The organism is Rossellomorea sp. FS2 (assembly GCF_047915635.1).
GTDB lineage: Bacteria > Bacillota > Bacilli > Bacillales > Bacillaceae_B > Rossellomorea > Rossellomorea marisflavi_A.
This window is the reverse complement of the sequence record NZ_JBLRVS010000001.1, coordinates 759,167-780,823: the sequence shown is the minus strand read 5'-3', so window position 1 is coordinate 780,823 and position 21,657 is coordinate 759,167. Positions and strand designations below refer to the sequence as shown.

The 21,657-nt window shown below is 50.2% G+C and carries 26 protein-coding genes; 5 read left to right on the top strand and 21 right to left on the bottom strand.

From position 1 onward, the window contains the following. Positions 1-13: 13 nt before the first annotated feature. The 4 genes from ACNA6I_RS04170 to ACNA6I_RS04155 are packed head-to-tail and all read right to left on the bottom strand — an operon-like array spanning position 14 to position 3,813. The gene (locus ACNA6I_RS04170) at positions 14-859 is read right to left on the bottom strand and encodes a DegV family protein (protein ID WP_048005826.1); all 846 of its coding nucleotides are present in this window, start codon (positions 857-859) and stop codon (positions 14-16) included. Between the two features lie 40 nt (positions 860-899). Next, complete coding sequence (locus tag ACNA6I_RS04165) at positions 900-1,379, bottom strand: hypothetical protein (protein WP_048005827.1); 480 nt, start codon at positions 1,377-1,379, stop codon at positions 900-902. A gap of 17 nt (positions 1,380-1,396) precedes the next feature. Further along, complete coding sequence (locus ACNA6I_RS04160) at positions 1,397-3,085, bottom strand: formate--tetrahydrofolate ligase (RefSeq protein ID WP_048014099.1); 1,689 nt, start codon at positions 3,083-3,085, stop codon at positions 1,397-1,399. Between the two features lie 53 nt (positions 3,086-3,138). Beyond that, positions 3,139-3,813 carry a class I SAM-dependent methyltransferase gene (locus tag ACNA6I_RS04155; RefSeq protein WP_048005829.1) on the bottom strand — a complete coding sequence of 225 codons (675 nt, stop codon included), beginning with the start codon at positions 3,811-3,813 and terminating at the stop codon, positions 3,139-3,141. A 140-nt stretch (positions 3,814-3,953) separates the two neighbouring features. On the opposite strand from ACNA6I_RS04155, the gene ACNA6I_RS04150 reads away from it, so the two are divergent. After that, a complete protein-coding gene (locus tag ACNA6I_RS04150; RefSeq protein WP_048014098.1) occupies positions 3,954-4,139 on the top strand; it encodes a DUF3892 domain-containing protein in 186 nt (61 codons plus the stop codon). Positions 4,140-4,194: 55 nt separating this feature from the next. Here the strand turns inward: ACNA6I_RS04150 and mntR are convergent, their stop codons facing one another. From mntR to ACNA6I_RS04125, 5 genes are all read right to left on the bottom strand, one after another. Continuing rightward, the gene (mntR, locus tag ACNA6I_RS04145; protein ID WP_048005831.1) at positions 4,195-4,611 is read right to left on the bottom strand and encodes a transcriptional regulator MntR; all 417 of its coding nucleotides are present in this window, start codon (positions 4,609-4,611) and stop codon (positions 4,195-4,197) included. A 71-nt stretch (positions 4,612-4,682) separates the two neighbouring features. Then, positions 4,683-5,558, bottom strand: a complete 876-nt coding sequence (locus ACNA6I_RS04140) for a metal ABC transporter permease (RefSeq protein ID WP_048005832.1) — start codon at positions 5,556-5,558, stop codon at positions 4,683-4,685. Then, on the bottom strand, positions 5,555-6,814 hold the full coding sequence (locus tag ACNA6I_RS04135) for a metal ABC transporter permease (RefSeq protein ID WP_082139310.1): 1,260 nt from the start codon (positions 6,812-6,814) through the stop codon (positions 5,555-5,557). The genes ACNA6I_RS04140 and ACNA6I_RS04135 overlap by 4 nt, the downstream gene beginning before the upstream one ends. Before the next feature lie 15 nt (positions 6,815-6,829). Then, positions 6,830-7,567 carry a metal ABC transporter ATP-binding protein gene (locus ACNA6I_RS04130; protein ID WP_048005833.1) on the bottom strand — a complete coding sequence of 246 codons (738 nt, stop codon included), beginning with the start codon at positions 7,565-7,567 and terminating at the stop codon, positions 6,830-6,832. 12 nt (positions 7,568-7,579) lie between these two features. Beyond that, positions 7,580-8,503 (bottom strand): metal ABC transporter solute-binding protein, Zn/Mn family, encoded by a 924-nt coding sequence (locus ACNA6I_RS04125; protein ID WP_048014097.1) that lies wholly within the window; start codon positions 8,501-8,503, stop codon positions 7,580-7,582. Between the two features lie 343 nt (positions 8,504-8,846). Between ACNA6I_RS04125 and cspD the strand changes: the two genes are divergently transcribed. Continuing rightward, positions 8,847-9,047, top strand: a complete 201-nt coding sequence (gene cspD / locus ACNA6I_RS04120) for a cold-shock protein CspD (RefSeq protein ID WP_048005834.1) — start codon at positions 8,847-8,849, stop codon at positions 9,045-9,047. A 56-nt stretch (positions 9,048-9,103) separates the two neighbouring features. On the opposite strand, the gene ACNA6I_RS04115 is transcribed toward cspD, so the two are convergent. After that, a complete protein-coding gene (locus tag ACNA6I_RS04115) occupies positions 9,104-9,280 on the bottom strand; it encodes a zinc-finger domain-containing protein (RefSeq protein ID WP_082139311.1) in 177 nt (58 codons plus the stop codon). A 65-nt stretch (positions 9,281-9,345) separates the two neighbouring features. After that, a complete protein-coding gene (locus tag ACNA6I_RS04110) occupies positions 9,346-9,996 on the bottom strand; it encodes a reverse transcriptase-like protein (protein ID WP_231888759.1) in 651 nt (216 codons plus the stop codon). A gap of 79 nt (positions 9,997-10,075) precedes the next feature. Between ACNA6I_RS04110 and ACNA6I_RS04105 the strand changes: the two genes are divergently transcribed. Next, a complete protein-coding gene (locus ACNA6I_RS04105) occupies positions 10,076-10,462 on the top strand; it encodes a reverse transcriptase-like protein (protein ID WP_048005837.1) in 387 nt (128 codons plus the stop codon). A gap of 33 nt (positions 10,463-10,495) precedes the next feature. On the opposite strand, the gene ACNA6I_RS04100 is transcribed toward ACNA6I_RS04105, so the two are convergent. From ACNA6I_RS04100 to ACNA6I_RS04055, 10 genes are all read right to left on the bottom strand, one after another. Continuing rightward, positions 10,496-10,762, bottom strand: coding sequence for a DUF6123 family protein (locus ACNA6I_RS04100; RefSeq protein WP_048005838.1), 267 nt, complete (start codon positions 10,760-10,762; stop codon positions 10,496-10,498). A 24-nt stretch (positions 10,763-10,786) separates the two neighbouring features. Then, the gene (locus tag ACNA6I_RS04095) at positions 10,787-11,257 is read right to left on the bottom strand and encodes a divergent PAP2 family protein (protein WP_048014095.1); all 471 of its coding nucleotides are present in this window, start codon (positions 11,255-11,257) and stop codon (positions 10,787-10,789) included. 47 nt (positions 11,258-11,304) lie between these two features. Then, positions 11,305-12,207, bottom strand: coding sequence for a 5'-3' exonuclease (locus tag ACNA6I_RS04090; protein WP_159129766.1), 903 nt, complete (start codon positions 12,205-12,207; stop codon positions 11,305-11,307). Between the two features lie 56 nt (positions 12,208-12,263). Continuing rightward, entirely contained in the window at positions 12,264-13,106 is an 843-nt protein-coding gene (locus ACNA6I_RS04085; RefSeq protein WP_048014982.1) for a sulfurtransferase, read from the bottom strand. Continuing rightward, positions 13,103-13,294 carry a hypothetical protein gene (locus tag ACNA6I_RS04080; protein WP_048014956.1) on the bottom strand — a complete coding sequence of 64 codons (192 nt, stop codon included), beginning with the start codon at positions 13,292-13,294 and terminating at the stop codon, positions 13,103-13,105. Before ACNA6I_RS04080 ends, ACNA6I_RS04085 begins: the two co-directional genes overlap by 4 nt. Continuing rightward, positions 13,278-16,862, bottom strand: coding sequence for a dynamin family protein (locus tag ACNA6I_RS04075; protein WP_416312970.1), 3,585 nt, complete (start codon positions 16,860-16,862; stop codon positions 13,278-13,280). Before ACNA6I_RS04075 ends, ACNA6I_RS04080 begins: the two co-directional genes overlap by 17 nt. Positions 16,863-17,034: 172 nt before the next feature. After that, positions 17,035-17,199: a hypothetical protein gene (locus ACNA6I_RS04070; RefSeq protein WP_156184508.1), complete on the bottom strand. Its 165-nt coding sequence runs from the start codon at positions 17,197-17,199 to the stop codon at positions 17,035-17,037. Between the two features lie 62 nt (positions 17,200-17,261). Next, a complete protein-coding gene (locus tag ACNA6I_RS04065; protein WP_048014958.1) occupies positions 17,262-17,828 on the bottom strand; it encodes an isoprenylcysteine carboxyl methyltransferase family protein in 567 nt (188 codons plus the stop codon). A gap of 2 nt (positions 17,829-17,830) precedes the next feature. After that, positions 17,831-18,895 (bottom strand): type III polyketide synthase, encoded by a 1,065-nt coding sequence (locus ACNA6I_RS04060; protein WP_367257828.1) that lies wholly within the window; start codon positions 18,893-18,895, stop codon positions 17,831-17,833. Between the two features lie 69 nt (positions 18,896-18,964). Then, on the bottom strand, positions 18,965-19,090 hold the full coding sequence (locus ACNA6I_RS04055; RefSeq protein ID WP_262370506.1) for a hypothetical protein: 126 nt from the start codon (positions 19,088-19,090) through the stop codon (positions 18,965-18,967). A 314-nt stretch (positions 19,091-19,404) separates the two neighbouring features. Here ACNA6I_RS04055 and ACNA6I_RS04050 point away from each other — a divergent pair, with 314 nt between their 5' ends. Further along, complete coding sequence (locus tag ACNA6I_RS04050; protein WP_416312969.1) at positions 19,405-19,881, top strand: cytochrome c oxidase subunit II; 477 nt, start codon at positions 19,405-19,407, stop codon at positions 19,879-19,881. Between the two features lie 10 nt (positions 19,882-19,891). Continuing rightward, positions 19,892-21,517, top strand: a complete 1,626-nt coding sequence (locus ACNA6I_RS04045) for a b(o/a)3-type cytochrome-c oxidase subunit 1 (RefSeq protein ID WP_416313213.1) — start codon at positions 19,892-19,894, stop codon at positions 21,515-21,517. Positions 21,518-21,657 lie beyond the last annotated feature (140 nt).

The following is a 21,657-nucleotide window of genomic DNA, read 5'->3' as shown; positions in this document are numbered from 1 at the left end:
AAGAGCGGAAGGCTTAAGCCTTTCCGCTCCCAATTTCCTCGTACCAGCTGATCCCAAGTGTATCCGAGCCCGCATGAATCCCGATAACGGCAGCAAGGGGATAGGGAGAGAAGTGAATCTTGGGAAATTCCTCCCTGAGTTCCTCCATCCACTTGTTGGCTTCCTCCCTGTTCAATCCATAGAGGATGAATGCCTCCCTGACATTGGAAGCAGAGAGCCGTTCTTTCATAAGGGCAAGGCCCTTCCGGTGATTCCTTACCCGTTGATCGACGGAAAGCTTCCCGTCACGGATGCTGAGAAGAGGTTTGATGTGAAGCATGCTTCCGAGAAAAAAACTGAGGCCGCTCATCCTTCCGCTCCTATGAAGCTGTTCAAGACTTCCCACCATCACAAACGTCCTTGACTGTGCAGCCCTTTCTTCAAGGCGGGTTTTGATCTCTTCATGCGAGACACCCTCCCGGTCAAGGTCCTGCCCATAACGGATGAGATCCGTCAGAGGATAGGATAGGATCTTGGAATCCACGCAGTAGATGGCTGGGAAATCCTCTTTCATCAGATCCGCCGCCTGGACCGCCGAAGCATACGTGCCGCTGAAATGGGATGAAACATGTACTGAGAAGATGGCATCATGATCTTTAGCCAATTCCTCATACAAAGAGGCAAATGTCCCGATGGACGGCTGGGAGGTCTTGCCGGCCACCCGTTCCTCCTCCAGCTTTTCGTATAACCCTTCCAGCGTCAGGTCTACTCCATCCAAATATTCACGATCCCCAAAGCTGATATGCATGGGAACCACATGGAAGTCTTCAATGCCATCCCCCACAAATGCTGTGCTGTCTGTCACCCAGGCCACTTTCATCTGGACGACCCCCTTTTTCCCTACTATATGTGAATTCCTTTTATTTCAGAAGCGATTCGATGGAATGAGCCACCATTTCAATCACATCATCGACCATTTCCTCTGTAATGACCCTGAAGAATGTGAGGATGCCTTCCACCCGGGTCTCCCCATGTGATGAAGAGATGGTGAGCCATTCCCATGAGGTTCCTTGCCCCCAAAACTCTTCCAGAGCGTTACGGGATGACAGGAGGGATTCATCGCCCAGGTAGGTGAACGCTATAACGGCACCTGCACGATTCCCCCTGACAAAACCATTCCGTTCAGCCAAGAAGTGACCGGCATCGGCCTTCAGTTCCAGACGGACAGACGCTCCCTGTGTTCCTTTCAACCGATACTGTATCTGATACTTTCTCTCATAATGGGCGAAATCGAAGAGATCCTTGCGATCAACGATGTCGATTTCCCCGCCGAGATCGAAGTCATAGACGGCACCTTCCAGTACCACCTTCAAATTATCAAATGCCGTAGGGTCGAACATCTCTCCCCCTCCTCTCGTTAAAACAGGCCGATGGCCCTGCCATCGGAAGCCACGTCCATTTGATTGGCCGCCGGTGATTTCGGCAGGCCAGGCATCGTCATGACGTCACCGGTCAGGGCGACGATGAATCCAGCACCGATCTTTGGCTTCAATTCCCTGATCGTAATTCTGAATCCAGATGGGCGGCCAAGTTTAACAGGATCATCAGACAGTGAATATTGAGTCTTCGCCATACATACAGGATGGCCTCCCCATCCTTCTGATTCGAATTGCTCGATCTGTTTAAATGCCTTCGGGGAAAAGTCGACTCCCTCGGCACCATAGACCGTCATGGCAATTTTTTCGATCTTTTCGGAAATTGAATCGGTCAGCTCATAGATCGGCTTCAAGACTTTTTTGTTCGTCTCGATTTCTGATAGGACTTTTTCGGCAAGCTCCAGTCCCCCTTCGCCGCCGTTGGCCCAAACATCGGTAAGGGCAACAGACACACCACGGTCTTCACACCACTTCTTCAACAGGGTGATTTCAGTTTCACTATCGGTGATGAACCGGTTGATGGCCACTACATAAGGTACCTCGAATGCCTCGAGAGTTTCCATATGCTTCTCGAGATTGGCCAGACCCACTTCTAGTGCCTTTGTATTTTCCGTTGCCAGTTCCATCTTATTGACCCCTCCGTGCATCTTCAGGGCGCGTATGGTGGCAACTAATACAACGGCGGAAGGGGCAATGCCTGCCGCCCTGCTCTTGATATTCAGGAACTTCTCGGCACCGAGATCCGCTCCGAAGCCCGATTCCGTCACAACATAGTCGCCGAGCTTCATGGCTGTACGCGTGGCCATGACACTGTTGCACCCATGGGCGATATTGGCGAAAGGACCACCATGCACCAGTGCAGGAGTGTGCTCGATGGTCTGTACCAGATTTGGTTTAAGGGCATCCTTCAACAGGAGGGTAAGAGCCCCCTCTACCCCAAGGTCTCTGACGTAGACGGGCTTACGGTCATATCCATAGGCGATGACCATGCCGGCAAGCCTGTCTTTCAGTTCATCCAGGCTGTTTGACAGACACAGGACGGCCATGATTTCGGAAGCCACTGTGATATCAAAACCTTCTTCACGCGGTACACCTTGAACCGGCCCTCCGAGACCGATGACTGTATGCCGCAGGGCCCGGTCATTCATATCAAGCGCACGCTTCCATACGATTCTCCGCGGGTCGATCCCGAGCTCGTTTCCTTGATGGATATGATTATCGAGGAGGGCGGCCAGGGCATTATTGGCAGATGTGATGGCATGGATGTCCCCAGTGAAATGGAGATTGATGTCTTCCATCGGGACGACCTGGGCATATCCACCTCCAGCTGCCCCTCCTTTGATACCCATCGTGGGGCCGAGTGAAGGCTCCCTCATGGCGATGATGGACTGTTTCCCCAGACGGGTCAGGGCATCCCCAAGTCCTACTGTCACCGTGGATTTCCCCTCACCCGCAGGGGTCGGATTGATGGATGTGACCAGAATTACCTTTCCTTCAGACGCCCCCTTGCGTTTTTCGATCGCGTCAAAGGTGATTTTGCCTTTGAACCTGCCGTAAAGCTCGACTTCATCCTCTGCAAGGCCGATGGATGCAGCGATGTCCAAGATCGGATGTAGCTCGGCTTCCTGTGCGATGGTAATATCGGATTTCACTTGTTTCGTCGTTGTCATATATGTGTCACCTACTCATGAAAGATAGAATCATTCCATTATTCTATCATGATTCAGCCGGATGATGTAAACATGAACAGCGTCATGAATGACAGTGCCTGCTTCAGCTCATGATCGAGTCCTGTGACAATGTCCCCTTTCACACCTTTCTTGAATACCCATTCTTCATCCACAGCCTCCCATCCAAGCTCGTTTGAAAGTTTCACGAGCTCCCATGGCATCATGGTATTGCACACCGCTTTCCCGCCCGTCAATCGGGGAAAAGCATTCTCCCTTGGATGTGCCGTCGGACCGAGGAGCCCGATTACGATGTACCCCCCGGGGGCCACTACCCGTTCCACCTCTTTAAGCGCCTTGAGTGGATCTTCCACCCACTCGATGGAATTGATGGCCATCACACCATTGAATGCATGATCATGGAAGGGCATGGACGTCAGATCACCCTGGACGAAACGAAGATCTTCCTCTTCGTATCGCTTCGCAAGATCGATCATATTGTTTGAAAAATCCATTCCTGTCACTTCGTAGCCCGCTTGCCGCAACAGATGGGAACCGGCCCCGTCACCACAGCCGAGATCCCCTATGTGAGAAGCTTTCTTAACATGCTTCTCCACGAAAGGCAAAATCTGTTTCCTGCTGCCTGTCAGCCACATCTCTTCGCTTCTGGAATGCCAGCTTCCCGCATTCCCCTCCCATTTTTCCTGTGCTGCCTTTGCCCAATCTTCCATATCGATCCATCCTTTCCCTGATTCTCTCTCCCTCCATTCGCGAAAAAGGGGGTAAAAACCTTCCTCCGAAAGCAAGTTATGAATCTGGTCATTTCAGTCCATACTAACATACGAACCTTTATGAAACAGGAGGAATCCTCATGGAACAGATCGTCGCAGTACAGCGGAATCAAGCAGGCGGGATCATCAACTTCGAGACCTCATCTGGCCGCATCATTTCATACAGGAAAGCCGTGATGGAGGCGAATGAGGGCACACTCCGGTTCCCCCTCGGCGGTGATGCAGACCTGGATGATCAGTTCGACCAGTATCCTTCCATCTTTTGATTCCAACTAAAAAGGGAAGGGCTGAATATCGATCAGCCCTTCCCTTTATGATTTATTATTCGCTTCGATTTTGTATGACGCGGAGCTCTTCCACCCGCTTTTTGTCTTCTTCAAAATACTGTACGAGATCTCCGATCCGATCGATGGAATCCCAGCTGAGGTGATGCTCGATCCCCTCCACGTCTTCATAGATATGTTCGTCCTTCACGCCGATGACGGTCAGGAATTGCTCCAGCAGTTCATGTCTATACACTAAACGTTTTCCAACTTTATTCCCTTTGGGAGTCAGAACGAGCCCACGGTATTTCTCATAAACGAGGTAGTCATCCTTATCTAGCTTCTGCACCATTTTGGTTACTGAGGAGGGATGGACGGACAATGCCTCGGCAATATCCGATACTCTTGCGTATCCTTTATTCTCAATCAGCAAATAAATTTGTTCTATATAATCTTCCATGCTTGGTGTAGGCATTCTGTACCCTCCAAATTCCCTTCAATATCATTAAAAGTTTACTATAAGAATTGGATGAATACAACCCGCGCTTATCCCCTGCCCGCCCTCAAAACGGAAAATCGTGCCATCAGCCCATGGCGGGGTGACAGGATCCAGGTCAAGAGGAAAACCAAACCGGCGACGACTGCCATGCTCCCTGAGATGGATACATCCAGCCATTTGGCTGCATAGTAACCGGCGATGCTATCGAATATGCCGATGATTACACTCAATAAAATCATCCTCAGGTAGCGGTCGGTCCATAAATAGGCCGTGGCCCCAGGTGCGATGAGCATGGCCACCACCAGGATCGCCCCCACGCTGTCAAATGCCGATACGGTCGTAACGGAAACAAGGGTCATCATGACATAATGAAGGAGGAGGATGGGAAAGCCCATGGCTGCCGCCATACCCGGATCGAATGATGTCAGTTTGAACTCCTTGAAAAGCAGAAGGACCACGACAATATCGAGGAGCAGAACGGCTGTAAGCATCACTACCGATTTAGGCACCTCTCCAAGCACGGGCAGCATCACCGTATCCCACGGGATGAAAGCAATCTCCCCCATCAGGGCGTGTTCCACGTCCAGATGGACATTCTGTGCGAACAAGGAAATCAGAATGACACCGATCGCGAAGAGGGTGGTGAATACCACACCGATCGAGGCATCCTCCTGTATGCCCTTCGCATTCAGCACCTGTATCAAATATGTGGTGAACAGACCGGCGGCGGCCGCCCCGATGAGCATGATGCCGCCGTTCAAGGACTGACTGATTAAGAAGGCAAGCACCAAGCCGAGAAGAACCGTGTGACTGATTGCGTCGGCAAGCATCGCCATCTTCCTCAAGATGAGGAAACACCCCATCATTCCACAGGTCACCCCGACCAAAGCACCGGTAAGCAGGATCCAAAGCTCATATGTCATTGTCCTCTTACTCCTTTCAGCATGTAGGGATGGCGGTTGTATATGTCTTTTCTTTCCTGGATCAACACCATCAGGCTCTCATCGGAAGGCGCCTGATGTGCAGCTTCTTCCAACCAACCTTCTTCATAAGATGCCATTTCTGCAGGATACATCTCCTTCAGCTCACGGAGTTCATCCGTGTAAAGGATGTGGGTGGCTTGGAGACGCCCTTCTTCGGTCAGCCCGATCGTCTCCTCTTCAATGTTAATCCATCCGGAAAGCTTACAATGGTGTATGGCATCATGCATCTTTCGCTCATTGGTCCCCAGACGCACGTGCATCTCTGACATTTCCCATTGTCCGGCAAGGCATGCCTTCAACAGGCTCCGTCCGAGGAGGATCTTATCATTCCTTCTCCGTTCCATTCCTTTTGAGATCATCCCTTTTGATGGTGCGAACAGGATGGATATCACAAAGATCGAACTCGCTGTCAAGACGATGAACGGACCAGTGGAAAGCCCCTTCCCTGTTGCGCTGATGATGGTTCCGACGACACCGGATATGCCACCGAAGGCACCAGCGATGACGACCATCCGATGCAGGGAATCCGTCCAGTATCGTGCAGAAATGGCAGGTGTAATCAATAATGCCGCCATCAGGATCACACCTACTGCCTGGATGCCGACGATGACCGTGATGACGAGGAGCGACAAGAACAAGAAGTTCAGACGCTGGACCGGCAGTCCGATCCCTTTGGCAAACTGGGCATCGAACGTAACCAGCTTGAACTCTTTGAAAAGGACGGTGATCACCAGGATCATGACGAAGGCCGTCCCCCCCATCAACCAGACATCCTTGCCCACCAGGGAGGCTGCCTGACCGAAGATGAAGTGATCAAGGCCGCTTTGATTCCCGCTCGGCATCTGGGCCACTTTGGTCAAGAGGACGATCCCCAGGCCAAAAAAGACTGAAAGAAAGAGACAGATGGCCGTATCTTCCTTGATCTTGGACGTGCGTGTGACAGCCTGGATCAAGTAGGCCGCAATCAGTCCCGTGACAGCCGCTCCCACCAGTAGTCCGAAAAAGTCCTTCTCCCCCATGATCATGAAGGCGAGACATATGCCCGGTAGCGCACTGTGGGCTACGGCATCTCCTATGAGGCTCTGTTTCCTCAGAAGGGCGAAACTCCCCATCACCCCGCTTGCGATCCCGAGCAAGAGGGTGCTCAGGAGGACCCACTGGGTATTGCCGTCCTTCAAGATGCTTAACCATTCCATTTCACACTTCCTCCTTCACCGGCTCCCGATCTTATCCAAAAAGGCGAGTTTTCCGCCATACGTACTTCTTAAATTCTCCATCGTGAAGACTTGCTCTGTCGGTCCGCACCCAATCACCCTGCGATTGAGCAGAAGGGTCCAATCAAAATAATCGGTGACCGTCTGAAGATCATGATGCACCACCAAGACCGTCTTGCCCTGATCCTTCAGTTCGGTCAACAGGGCGATGATGGATTTTTCCGTTGCAGCATCGACTCCTGCAAAAGGTTCATCCATGAAATAGACTTCGGTATCCTGCGCCAGTGCCCTGGCCAGGAAGACCCTTTGCTGCTGTCCTCCCGAAAGCTGGCTGATCTGTCTTCCGGCGAATTCCTCCATGCCTACCTGTTTCAAGCAATCCAGTGCAATCACGGTATCCTTCCTGGATGGAAGGCGAAACCAGCCGGTGTGCCGGTATCTCCCCATCCGCACGACATCAAGGGCATCCGTCGGAAAGTCCCAATCGACCGTCCCCCTCTGCGGTACGTATCCTACCTTATTGGACTTAGGGGAATACGGTTCACCCAGGACACTCACCTCTCCGGTGGAGCGCTGGACAAGGCCGAGGATCGCTTTCATCAATGTCGTCTTGCCCGCCCCGTTTGGCCCCAATATCCCGATGATCACTCCCTTTGGCAATTCAAACGTTACATCGGACAATACCGGCTTTCGATGGTAGGCCACCGTCAAACCATTCACTTTTATCGACGTCATCTTCTCTTCCCCCTATTTCAACGCTTTCACGATTGTGTCCACATTATGCTTATACATCCCTATATAGGTTCCTGTTTCCGTCCCCTCTTTTCCCATGGCATCGGAATAAAGCTCACCGCCGAGCTCGATGTCTTTCCCCTTCTTTCTGACGCCCTCCATCACGGCTGTAATTGATTTCTCCGAGATGCTCGACTCGACGAACACGGCCTTGATCTCCCTTTCGGCAAGGATCTCAACAAGCCCCTGAACATCGCCTAAGCCGAACTCGGCATCCGTACTCAAGCCTTGGAGTCCCATCACTTCCATGTCATAGGCATCACCGAAATAGTGAAAAGCATCATGTGCCGTCACCAAGACGCGCTGCTCTTCGGGGATCGAGCCGATTTCCCCTTCAGCATATTCCTTCAATTCATCCAGCCTGTCGAAGTAGGCTTCTGTATTTTCCCTGTACTCCTCTTCATGGGTAGGATCCTCCTTGATTAATCCATCCCTTACCTCCGCGACAGCGATCTTCCAGAGATCGATATCGAACCACACGTGGGGATCCACAGCCGCTGCACTTGCTTCATCCGCACGAAGGCGTTCTTTTGGAATGCTTTCGGAAATGGCGTACGCAGGCTTCGTTTCGTTCACCTTTTCAAGCACTTCGAGCATCTTCCCTTCAAGATGAAGTCCGCTATAAAAGATAAGATCTGCTTCCTGAAGCTTTCCGATATCCGACTGTTTCGCTTTGTAAAGATGGGGGTCGACTCCTGGTCCCATCAACGTTTGTACCTCCACATGGTCCCCACCGACCTGTTTGACGGCATCCCCGATCTGACCGATCGTCGCCGTCACCTTCACCTTTCCACTCTCATCCGTTCCACTCTTCTGAGCACAGCCGCCCATCATCAGGGCAAATGCCAGCACCGTGGTAACCATGAACCTCCGTTTCATTCGACCATTCCTCCCTTTCTCTCCACTTACCATATTCAATACTTTTACTCTTTGCCACTATTTTTGCTCATGTTTATTTATTTTAACTATATCTATAAAAGTTTCCCTTGTGCAAATTTTAAAATGGAACCTCCCTATTGTCAATCCTGTTTTTTAAAGGATTTGTAAAATTTACTCAAAAACCACCTCCTGATGTTGACTCGAAAAACGTCATATTGTATAGTAAAGACATCATTGAAGTGATCGATTAGTAGGCGCTTGCAAAAGCGGGAATATCAGCATTTCGTGATAAATATTTCCCACGGCACTCAATGTGCTTGAACGACTTAGGAGGATTTAGATTATGCAGAATGGTAAAGTAAAATGGTTCAACAACGAAAAAGGTTTCGGTTTCATCGAAGTTGAAGGTGGAGACGACGTATTCGTACACTTCTCTGCTATTCAAGGTGACGGATTCAAGTCACTTGAAGAAGGTCAAGACGTTTCTTTCGATATCGTTGAAGGAAATCGCGGACCACAAGCAGCAAACGTTGTAAAATTATAATCCATAACCACCCATAAATGAAAAAGGCATCGATCCTCCGGATCGATGCCTTTTTCTTATCCCAATCTTTCCCCGTAGCGTCGGATTTCCCTTCCTACTGTGCATTCTTCTATGCAAAAACGGTGGGCATGGGTTTTGCCATATTCCTTGCGGAAATGTGCCTTCAAGAGGCAACCCTTGCAATAAGCATCCGACAGCTCATCCACCTTATCAATCAGTTGTTTGCGGTCCACGTCCCGGTTTCACCTCCGCGTTCCATGTTCGTAATCTTTTATAGGATATAATGATCCGTGCTTCTTTATTCCAGACTTTTGTGGCTTTCCACCCTGGTTCCCTCAAGAGCCTGATTGGCAAGCTTATCGGCTTCCTTATTATCTTTCCGGCCGATCACGTGCAGAGAGGTTTTGAGCCTGCTTTTTTTGATAAGGGCTTCAGTCCTCTCCAGCCATTTTGCCAGACCGGCTTCATAGCATGGCCACTCTCCACCGAGCTGATTCAGCACTACCTGGGAGTCCCCGTAAATATCGCAAGGCTGGTTCTTGACCCCCAATTCCTGAAGGATTGAAAGGGCATAATGAAGAGCTGCATATTCCGCTTCATTATTGTTTTCAAGCGAATCCAGCAGATCATTCCTCCGGATCCGGAAGGCTTCACCGCCCTTTTCATAATAAATGACGATCCCGATTCCTGTCATGGAGGATTCTTTATCAAAGCCCCCGTCAAAGTAAAGCCTGATGTTTTCCGGCTCCTTTTCCAGTTCTTCATTCAGTTTGATGAATTCCTTCCTCGTCCAGGATGATCCCATTTCATCGATGATTTCAAGGTCAAGCACCCTTCCGGTCTTCATGAGATCATCCACATGGATAAGGGTCTCCTTTCTTGGGAAAGGGCTGGATTCAAACCATACGGATGATTTTGTTTTTGTCTTATACGTAAATCGGATGCGCATATCCACGTTTCAACACTCCTTGGTTAGGTGATTGACTCCGTCCCTGCCCTGATATAAGGTAGGGAGGAGGTGAATGTGTATGATCGAAGTGAACATCGATGGTGCGAGCGCAGGCAACCCTGGCCCGAGCGGTGCAGGTATCTTCATAAAAGAAAACGGAAAGATCACCACTTTTTCTTTACCCTTGGGTACGATGGATAACCACTCGGCCGAGTTCACCGCCTGCCTGAAAGCGCTCGAGTATTGTACCGGAGAAAAGCCTGACATCGTATGGCTTCGCAGCGATTCACAAGCCGTGATCCAGGCGATCGAGAAGCGTTTTGTCCGTCATTCCGAATACAAACCGATCCTTGCAGCCATCCTTAAAGAAATCGATAAGCTGGATCTCTTCTTTTGCAAATGGATTCCAAGCAAGGAGAATAAGGCAGCAGATGATCTCGCACGAAAAGCCATCCGCTTGAACTAAAAGAAAAAGGAAGCCATTCGGCCTTCCTTTTTTTCATGCCAGTCCCTGTGCATCCATCCACTTCAGAGCTTCCTTCCTGGAAGATATCCTCTGCGTATGGAGCCTTTCAAGGATGGACATATAAAAGCTGCTGTCGAATGCCTTCTGGGCCTTCAGGGTAATTTCAATGGCGCTGTTGACGACCTCATCAGATGCACCTGTATATTGTTTGCCGAAGTAGATGAAACCGATGGCATCTTCTTGAAATTTAAAACCCCTGTTTTCCAGATCAATCAGAAAATCCTCTGTTGTTTTTTTCACGTTTCCCCTCACCCTACTGAAGCGTTATCTGCTTTTCCGATTTCCCCCGATCCTATGGGAGAATAAACCTGTGATCACTCCGAGGACCGCCCCGCCTATCACTTCTTCCGGCTGATGTCCAAGCATCTCCTTCAAGCGTTTCGGCTGCTTCTCCTCAAAGGGGACCCCTTCATGTTCGTTTGCTTTCTGGACCAGATCATTCAAGCTGTTCACCTTTAAGGTGAGTTCACCCGTCTGTCTCCTGATTCCCTGGGCATCATACATGACGATGAGACCGAAAATGAATGCCAGGGCAAAATCCATCGTCCTGAATCCTCTCTTCAGGGCAATGAATGTCGCAAGAGATGCGACCCCGGCGCTATGGGAGCTCGGCATCCCGCCGGTCTGGAAGAACACCCCTGCCTTCCATTTGCCCGATTTAAGGTAATGGAGCGGAATCTTGAGCCCCTGTGCCACGATGATGCTCAGTAAAGCGGTGATTATTCCTTTGTTCATGCCATCCCCTCCTTTGAGGATAGTGTGCCCTTAAGGATGGTTTCCTTTCATCCGGAAGCAGGAAGCATGACATTAGATCCCAGGAGGTATCGTCTGAGCACCTTCAGCTCCATTTCCTCCACTACATCGAGATGTTCTGAGGATACTTGGTTCCATACACATTCTGAAAGCTTCACATCCAGTGGAACCTCACAGTGGATTTCCGCCAATTTCCTTGACAGGTGAAGCATATCCAGGTCGGCTTCGATTTTTTTCTTCTGGGAAGGTGTCAAGGAAGACAGGTTTTGAAGGATGCCTTCGATATCCCCGTGCTCCTGGATGAGTTTCATGGCTGTCTTTTCCCCAATCCCCTTGACTCCGGGATAGCCGTCACTCGTGTCACCCATGAGGGCCTTCACGTCGATGAACTGTTGGGGCGTGATACCCTTTTCTTCTACAAACCCGTTCTTCGTATACGTTTTATAGTTCCCGAATCCTTTTTGAAGGAGCATGATTTCAATGCCATCGTCGAGTAGTTGCAGAAGGTCCTGATCACCGCTGACGACCGAAACCTTCCGTTCAACCTTGTATTCCTTTGCAAGGGTCCCGATGCAGTCATCCGCTTCATAACCCGAGACTCCTACGTTTGAAAGATTGAATCGGCCGGCTACTTCTTTGGCAAGATCGAACTGGGGAATGAGCTCCACCGGCGGGGCATTCCGATTCGATTTATAGTCCTCATACACTTCGTTCCTGAACGTTTTGCTCCCCATGTCCCAGCAGATGATGATATGCGTCGGATCAGCGTGTTCTGCTGCCATGAAGAGATGCTTCATGAATCCCTGCACGCCGTTTGTCGGCAGCCCTTGTGAATTCACCATGAACTGACCGCTGACGGCCGTTGCAAAAAAGGAACGGAATAAAAGCGCCATTCCGTCCACTAATAATATATGCTCTTGTCTTGATTCCAAACTGAACACCACTTTTCATCAAATTCGATGAATACAGTATACCACAGATGTACGGCTTACTGGTTGGAAATACCCGGATTCGCTACTTTGTTTCCAGGGTAAGAAACCCAGTCGCTGTAGCTTCCGGCGTATAATCTGACGTCTTCGAATCCCGATTCAAGCATGGAGATGATATTCGGCGTGGCCGTGATCCCGGAGCCGCAATAAACGATGACCCGCTGTTGTTTATCCATACCGGCGTATCGTTGCTTCTGGATTTCAGGATCAAGGTATCTTCCTTCCGACAGTGCATCAAACCATGGAAGATTGACGGCACCCGGTATATGACCCGCTACACGGTCGAGGGGTTCTTCCTCTCCGCGATATCTCTCACTGCTCCTTGAATCGATGAGGACCACATCACTCTCTCCCTCTGCAATGGCCCTCACTTCCTCTACCCCTGCGATCATGTACTCTTTTATGGTCGGTTGATAGTGCCTTTCCCTGGGGGAAGGCACTTCTTTTGTGACTGGAAAATCGTTTCTCTTCCATTCTTTTAAACCTCCATCCATTACATAGACCCTTTCATGGCCGATGAAGCGGAACAGCCACCAGGCCCTTGCAGCCGGTGCAGCATCCCCTCCATCATAGAGGACAACGGTCGAATCTTGTTGGATGCCTGCTTTTCCGACCTTATCGACAAATAGAGCTATATCCGGAAGAGGATGACGTCCGCCGTGGGTTTGGACTGGACCGCTTAGATCCTGTCCTAGGTCGAAGTGGACAGCGCCCGGTATATGCTCTTCATGATAGAGGCCTGCCCCTTCACCGGTGGACAGGACAGCTTGACAATCGACCATTGCGAGGGACGGATCCTCTAAATGTTCGAAGACCCACTCGCAGTTTTTGATGAAATTCATGATTTCCATCCTCTCTTCTCCATTAATTTGACGACCTGCTCCTTAGGCACCCAGCAGTCGAACCGGTAGGAAGGCCGAGTGTCGAAGCCAAGGCGGGCACATATGTAGCGCGTGCCCCCGTTCTCTTTATAAGCACGGAAGTGGATGCAGGTGGCACAGACGTGGAAGGGATTAGGCTCCTTCTTCATGGCTCAAGCCCTCCAATCGGGCAAGATCCGCTGCCAGACTTTCAAGGTCCTGCACTTCCGCCGTCACGTTGATGAGGGAGTCGAGTTGCTCTGACAGCTGTTCCTGTGAATCCACCATCAGCTTTTCATGATCCCTCTCCAAAAGTGATGCCGCCCACTTTGTCAGGCGTGTTTCTTCTGTTGAAAGATAAACATCTGCAGGAGACGAAAGGGATTTTTCCACTTTTTCTTGAATTTCTTTCTTCCCGCCCTTCTCAAAGAAGTGCTTTGGATTTTTGAACGAGTGAAACGCACTCTTCACGTCTGCTTCCTGAAGTCCTTCGGAGAACTCAATAGATGGTCGCTCATCAAAATCGGGCTGGATCAGATAAAGTTCTGGTTCCAATGCTTTGATCCGCCTTTCCAACTCCTCAAGCTTCCCTTTCAATGCCCGGTCGATGAACCGTTCGGTCCGGAGGGAGGTCGCCCTCATTTCCTGTGCAAAATCATAGGAGATGCTCCGCGTCAATTCTTCAGTTCCAGCTGAGATGGCTTCCTCAGGATTCCCATTTGAAGGAAATCTTCCCGGATGGAAGGCTTCCTTGAAGAAATCGGGGAGCCTGTAAAACACCCTTTGCTTCACATAGTGCAGGAGCTCTGAGAGTTCTTGACGCATTTCTACGAGAAGCGGGTCTGGTGTTTCCGTGTTCAGGATGCGCAGGACGTTCTCTTTTGTTTCCAAAAGATGCTCCCTGCGCCTTTCTTTCGATACCTGATCCGTTGAGGCGAATTCCACCCACTGGCGGAACCTGTTGTAGCCCCTTTCCCATTCATGGATGGCGGCATCGATGCTCATCTGGACGAGTTCCTCTTCTATGAAGGTGTGGAAGGCCTCCCTGAATGGGATCATGCCGGAGGCCGCTTCTTCCCGCATGGCCTGAAGGGAAGAGACTCCGTGAATGCGCGGGAAGCGGATGCCATACTGCAGGAGCTGAGACTCCACGTAGCCCAGGACCTCGTCTTTTTCTTCTTCATTAGCGGCAAGGTCGATGGCGTTCACGATGAAGAACATTTTATCAAGCTCGAACGAGTCCTTCACCCTTCCAAGCTGAATGAGGAACTCCCTGTCGGCTTTGGCAAAAGCGTGATTGTAATACGTAACGAAAAGGACGGCATCCGCATTCTTGATGTACTCGAATGCGACTCCGGTATGACGTGCATTGATGGAATCGGCACCCGGCGTATCCACAAGGGTGATCCCCTGCCGTGTAAGGGGACAATCGAAATAAAGATCAATGCTTTCAACAAAACATGATCGTGATTCATTGGCTACATAAGTGCGGTACTCGTCGATCGACACAAGCTTGACGGAGCCGAGATCGGCTGCAAGCTTTTCATACCCGGAGTGGAAGGCCGACAGGAAGGACCGATGGACATTTTCCCGATCCTTCGACTGAAGGATTGATGGAATCAACGAGTAGGCTGCCTCCAGTGAATCCACCCTTTCACCGAAATGAGAAAGGGATTGATTCAGATCACCAAGCATCTGCTCGGGTGATTTGATATGAACATCGGCAGTCTGATGCACGTGATCATCGGAAACCGGACAGATCCTGTTGATGGAAGCCGTGGTGGGGTTCGGACTCACAGGCAAGACCGATTGTCCAAGGAGGGCATTGGCAAAGGAAGATTTGCCTGCGCTGAATGCCCCGAACAAAGCGATCGTGAATGATTGATCGAGGATGCGCTCCCTTTTCCCCCTGAGAAATCCTGCGGTTCTCCGGAATCCTTCATATTTTGAGAATACCTCTTCAAGGACGGTCAATTTTCGGGCGGCCTCCTCCTTCGTTATACGGCCAGCCGATTCGTTCGCACGATCGGGGATCTCCGTATGAATCTCCTCACCCACGTCGGAGGAAGGTTTTTCAAGTTCTTCCTCACTGCGGTAATGAGAATCCCTGATGTCCCACTTCTTCAACCATGATGACACGACACCCTCCGATATGGCCGAATCTCCCGCTCCTTCACGGATACGGTTTGCTTGCTCGAGCCGCTCTTCTTTGATCTGATTCCATTTCAGGAACACAGCCGTTTTTTCCTGAACAGTCCGGAGTTCTTCTTCCATGTGCTCATTTTCATCCATGAATGCGGTGTCGATTTCTTCTGTCATTTCTTCCATGAGGACATTGGTCTTCAATCGGCACCTCTTCTTGATCTCTTCTGCCAGTTCATTGCAGTATTGAAGAACGTAATCACCATTCAGTCCGGCTCCCTCGCGGATCACACCCGTAATGAAAGCCGAGTCCACTTCAAGAGACAATTGGTCCCATCTCTCGATGAATTGTCCGGAAAGACCGGCACTTTTGGCTAATTTTTTCCCCAGGGTCCTGATATGCCACTGAAGCTGTGAGTCGATTCTGCTGTTGAGATCGGACAGGAAAGCCCCAAGCCTTGTCTCCTTCTCTTCTTCGGTTTTTTGCCCTGCGAAAAGGAAGCCTATTTTGAATCCTTTCTGACGGCTTTCAAGGAACCGCTCTGCCAGTTCCCTCGTTTCAAAAGGCATGAGATACGCATTCTTCAGGATATCGGTCCGCTCCTCTTCGAATGTATTCCTTATTCCTGTCCTGGCCAATAATCGGTCGAGGAGTTCGTTCTCAAGGATGAACGCACTGTCCATATCTTCCCATTCACTGTTATCAAGTCCGCTCTCTTCCTTTACCTGATCGAGCTTGCTTTTGTACCATTCATCATGCTCCTGTATCAACTGGGAGAGGGAAGCTTGAAGGGATTCTGCGATAAGGGATTTTCTGTTCGAAACCTGTCTTTCAACAAGCTGCTCCAGTTCAGGCAGGTCATTCCCTTCCATATCGGGCTTCCTCAGACTCGTATAGAAAATACCTTCCGGCTCGACTCCCCATGATCCAAACGCATCCTTCACAGCGGTTTTGAACGTCTCGAAGGAGATTTCCGTTTCGTTATGTTTGTCGATCTGATTGATCACAAGGTACTGCTTCACTCCGTGCAGGCTCAGTTCCCGGGTGAATTCGAAGTTCACCTGTGATTGGACATGGTTGTAATCCATCACGTAAAATACCGCATCCGCCAGATGCAGGGCAGACTCCGTCGACAGACGATGAGCGTCATCTGTACTGTCTACTCCCGGAGTATCGAGGATGGATACATCTTTATCCATATTCGATCTGCCGATTTCAACCGAATATACATCACGATCCTTGCACCATTCCCGCACTTTGTCTTCATCATATGGGGCAGGAATGAAGACGGGATACTGATGATGATAGTAGATCTTGGCATAGTCGGAATCCGTTTTCTTCACCTTAACCAGATTGGCACTGGTCGGTATGGGGGATGCAGGAAGGACACTGTCGCCGATGAGGTGATTGATCATGCTGGATTTTCCTGCGGAAAAATGTCCGCAGAATGCAAGGATGAGCTCCTCCCCATGCATTTTTTCAGCCAGGCGTTCCGCTTTCTCAACCCGTTCTTCATCGCCCGCCAAACGGAATCGCTCACTGAGGGAAGCGATCGTTTGCATGGATGTATGTATGGTTCGTTTCGTCGTATTCATAGGACAATCCTCTTTTCAAAACGAGTTATGGTAACGCTTCTATTTTAGCGCATTTCCATCTTATTCTCTATGATATTCTCCCTTGAAGTGTTTGGTTTACCCAACCTGCTTCTCCCCTGACTCTGATGCTTTTCCACATAAAAAAACCATCCTTTCTGGATGGTTTTGAATGTTATCGAGTCGTTTCGTTCGGGATGAGATTGGACCTTGAGGCGGTTCGCTTCTCGAACTTCAATGCCGTTTTACGCGGTTTTTCAGCTTTCATCATGTTGGACAATACATATTTCATCACAAATCCGTATACCAGCACTGTCAGTAGTACAAGAAACCAAACCATATACGTCCACTCCTTAATGAGAATCATCTTCAATTAGATCTTATCAAAAACGATAATCATTTTCAATAAGAATCGCTATTTTTTCTGAAAACAGGGTATCCCCTTGTCTTTCCATGCTTATCACGGTAGTCGGTTTCACTTCTCAAAGCCCTCTCTTCTTCCGGGATCCTGACGGAAAGCATCCACTGATTGAGGAGGGAGAACAGGACCATCGTAAGATAGGCATTGAAAAGGAGCGGGATGAGGATGAGCTCCAAGGTGACGATAAGATAATTGGGATGCCTGAAATACCGGTATGGGCCTCTTGCCACAACGTGGGCCCCCTTGCAAACGATGATTTTCGTATTCCAGTAGCGTCCGAGGGAAAATATGGCCCACACCCTCCCGCACTGCACCAGGAGGAATAGGGCGAACAAAGGAATCCAATAGGGATTCAAACTGAAGCCTGAGCTCCATGCTTCCAGGAGAAGGACAAGGAAGAAAGCTGTATGCATGGCCACCATCCATTTGTAATGCATCTGTCCGTATTCTATACCTCCCCGCTCCTTCATCCATTTTTCATTGGAATGGGCGATGATGAGTTCTCCCAGCCTCTGGAGGATCAGGATGAGGAATATGACACCAAACATGTTCATCCCTCCCACCTGAGCAACAATAGTTCGGAGCTGAATCCCGGTCCAAGTGCCATGGCAAGGCCCAGCTCCCCATCCTTTCCTGCATGCACCATTTCCTTCATCACATACAGGATCGTTGCGGACGACATATTCCCGTATTCCTGCAGGACAGCAAGTGACGGGGCCAACATGGCTTTGGCGAACCCGAGTGATTTTTCATACGCATCGAGCACTTTCTTCCCCCCGGGGTGGGCGACGAATTGCCGGATATCGGCAAGGCCCACTCCTTCTTTTCGGAGGAACTCTTCCACATTCGGTCTCAGCCATGTTTCTACGAGATTTGGGATGGACTTCGAAAATACGACATACAGTCCTTCATTCCTGACTTCCCACCCCATGACGTCCAGAGAGTCCCGCAGGAGGGTTGAACGAGTCGAGATGACCCGAGGGAGCGGCTTATCTCGTTTTTGCAGGAGGGGACTTTCATCTCCGCACAGGACGGCACACCCGATACCGTCGGCAAATAAGGATGTCCCGATCAGATTGCTTTTAGACCGGTCCCCGTGCTGGAAGGTGAGGGAACAAAGTTCGATGGCGAGAACGAGCACCGTCGAGGATGGAAAGGCACGGCAATACTCATTGGCCCTTGCCAGGCCGCTCGCTCCTCCTGCGCAGCCGAGACCCCAGATCGGGATTCGTTTAATATGTGGATCAAGACCGAGCTCATTCATGATCCTTGCTTCGATGGAAGGTGTCGCAATCCCAGAGGTGGAGATGGTGAATATCGCCTCCACGGGGCCACCCCCTATCGTTTCAAGCGCTTTTGTTACAGCCTCTTTGCCGTATTTCACAGCCAGCTCGATGTATTCCCCATTTTTCTCTTCGAAGGAGTGCGGACTGCCGAACCACTCCAAATCCTTTACAAAATACCTGCTGTTGATCTCCCCATTTTGGAATACGGTCAACAGTCGGTCGATATCTTTGAAACTTTCCTGAAAAAGCTGTTTGGCGAAAACAGACGCATCCTCCTGATCGATCCGATGCGGGGGGATCGCCGTTTCAACTGAATAGATGACAGGCACGCTCAATCCATCTCCTTATCTTACAGATATGGATAGAATCCCCTGTTCATGACGGAACCATGCATGCACTCATGTCTTTTTAGGCTGATGGTGAAGGATGATATCAATTTCGGTATCCGCCATCGCCAGGCAGAATCTGCACGCCTGTTTCCTCACATAAAGAAAGCAGCAGTGGCTGCAATAAAACCGTTTCATATTCATTCCCCCAGTCCTTTTTAATACTATATGCCGAATTTCCTTCCTCAAGGCAACGAAATCTTCACGTTCTTCACATTCTGTTCAAAAGTAGTGTGACTTATATCACAGATGATTCCCCGCGGTTCAGCTAAGATGATGGGGAAGGAACAATCAGGATTGGGGTGAAGAAGATGAAAGATCCTCAAAAAAGAGATAGCTCCTTACAGGGGACCTTCGTGTCCGTACTGGTGTTGGGACTCTTTTTGGCGGTGAGCTGGATAGGGGTATTCTTATTATTCATGTCGCGATTTTAACGCAGGGAGTGATTTGTCATGCATATGCACCGTTATGAAAAATGGTGGTTGACGCTTGGGACGGGTGCCCTGATCCTTTTCTTGCTCATTCTCGGCGTCAGCGCCTTTCATCAAGGCCATAAGCCACCGAGTGCCAAAGCGTATATCGATCCTGAACGGGTGGATGCAACAGCACCCTTCGACCAACCGGGCCTGAAAGAGGTGAGCGGAAAGGACTGGGATTATGAATTAGTGATCGTCGCCTCTGCTTTTCACTATGAGCCCGCGGAATTTACCGTTCCGAAGGGTTCAAAGGTAAAGATCATGGCTACAACGAAAGATGTGATCCACGGATTCGAAGTGGCGGGCACCAACATCAACATGATGCTTGAACCCGGGTACATCAATGAATATGTGACCACCCTCGATCAGACAGGGGAATTCCTGATTGTGTGCAATGAATACTGCGGGGCGGGACACCATACGATGAAATCCATGCTGAAGGTGGTAGACTAATGTGAAAAAGATGACTGACACGCGGGGTAGAAGCCTCTCTCTCGCCCATTTGTATGTCGCTTATACAGCCCTGGCACTGGGCGGACTGGCGGGTCTCCTGCAGGTTCTGGTCCGCTCAGGGGGCTTGACCCTGCCTGCAGGGATCGGCTACTATCAGATCCTTACCGTGCACGGGGTGCTTTTAGGGTTGATCCTCACCACTTTCTTCATTATCGGCTTCCTTCATGCCTCCATTATCCGGACTGCCGGCCCATACTCCAACAGGTCGATCGCATTGGGTTGGCTGGGGTTTTGGATCATGCTCACAGGGACACTCATGAGTGCCACCATGATCCTGTTGAATGAAGCCACCGTGCTCTATACATTTTATGCCCCGCTCCAGGCCCATTGGCTTTTTTACCTCGGCCTCACTTTGGTGATCGTGGGGAGCTGGCTATCCGGGGGTGCCATGATTTCCGTTTATCGTCACTGGAGGAAAGAACACCCTGGTCAGACGAGCCCATTGTTGACCTTCATGGCGATTATCACGATCGTACTCTGGATCATTGCAACACTCGGGGTAGCGGGGACCGTGCTCTTTCAGCTTCTCCCTTGGTCCCTCGGCATCGTGGAGCGCGTCGATGTTCTCACAAGTCGTACGCTATTCTGGTATTTCGGTCATCCACTTGTGTATTTTTGGCTGCTTCCTGCTTATATGGCATGGTATGCCGTCATCCCGAAGGTCATCGGAGGCAGGGTGTTTTCAGACTCACTAGCAAGATTGTCATTTCTCTTGTTTTTGCTGTTCTCGATCCCCGTCGGATTCCATCATCAGCTGGTCGAACCTGGAATCGATGCCTTTTGGAAGTACCTCCAGGTTGTGCTCACATTCATGGTGGTCATCCCCTCCCTCATGACCGCCTTTTCTCTCTTTGCCACATTTGAAATCAGGGGGAGGGAGCTCGGGGCGAAGGGATTATTCGGCTGGATACGCAAGCTTCCCTGGAAGGATTCACGCTTTATGGTTCCCTTCATCGGGATGCTTGCTTTCATACCTGCCGGTGCAGGAGGATTGATCAACGCCTCCAATCAGATGAACCAGGTGGTCCACAACACCATCTGGGTGACGGGTCATTTCCACCTCACCCTTGCGACAACCGTCGTTTTGACGTTTTTCGGAATCTCCTATTGGCTCATCCCCCACCTTACGGGACGGGTCCTGACAAAAGAGATGAACAGACTTGCCATCATCCAGGCAATCGTTTGGACTGTGGGGATGGGGATCATGTCCCTGTCCATGCACGCTGCCGGATTACTCGGAGCACCGCGAAGGTCCTCATTCTCCACTTACGGGGATGCCCCACAGGCACTCGGCTGGATCCCATATCAGGCAGCACAGGCAATAGGAGGAACGATTCTTTTCATCGGCATCATCCTTGTCCTCTATATCGTAGTGAACCTTGCTTTCTTTGCCCCAAAAGGCAGCGAGGCATTTCCAGTCGCTGAATCCGGATCTGCACAGACCCCGAAAGCCCTTGAGGACTGGCGGATCTGGCTGACCATCCTCACCGCCCTGATCCTGATCGCTTACAGTGTCCCTTTCATCGATATGATCCAACAGGCGCCCCCCGCCTCGAAGGGATATCGCCTTTGGTGACGGGAAGTAAGTGAGCATGGAGATGTGTTCACTGGTGTTTCGGAATAAAGAGGGATAAAAAAAATCCAAACGATGATTCGACTTTCCCTGGAGAAAGTCGAATCCGTTCGGATTTATATTGGTGCTAACCGCTTCGTCCT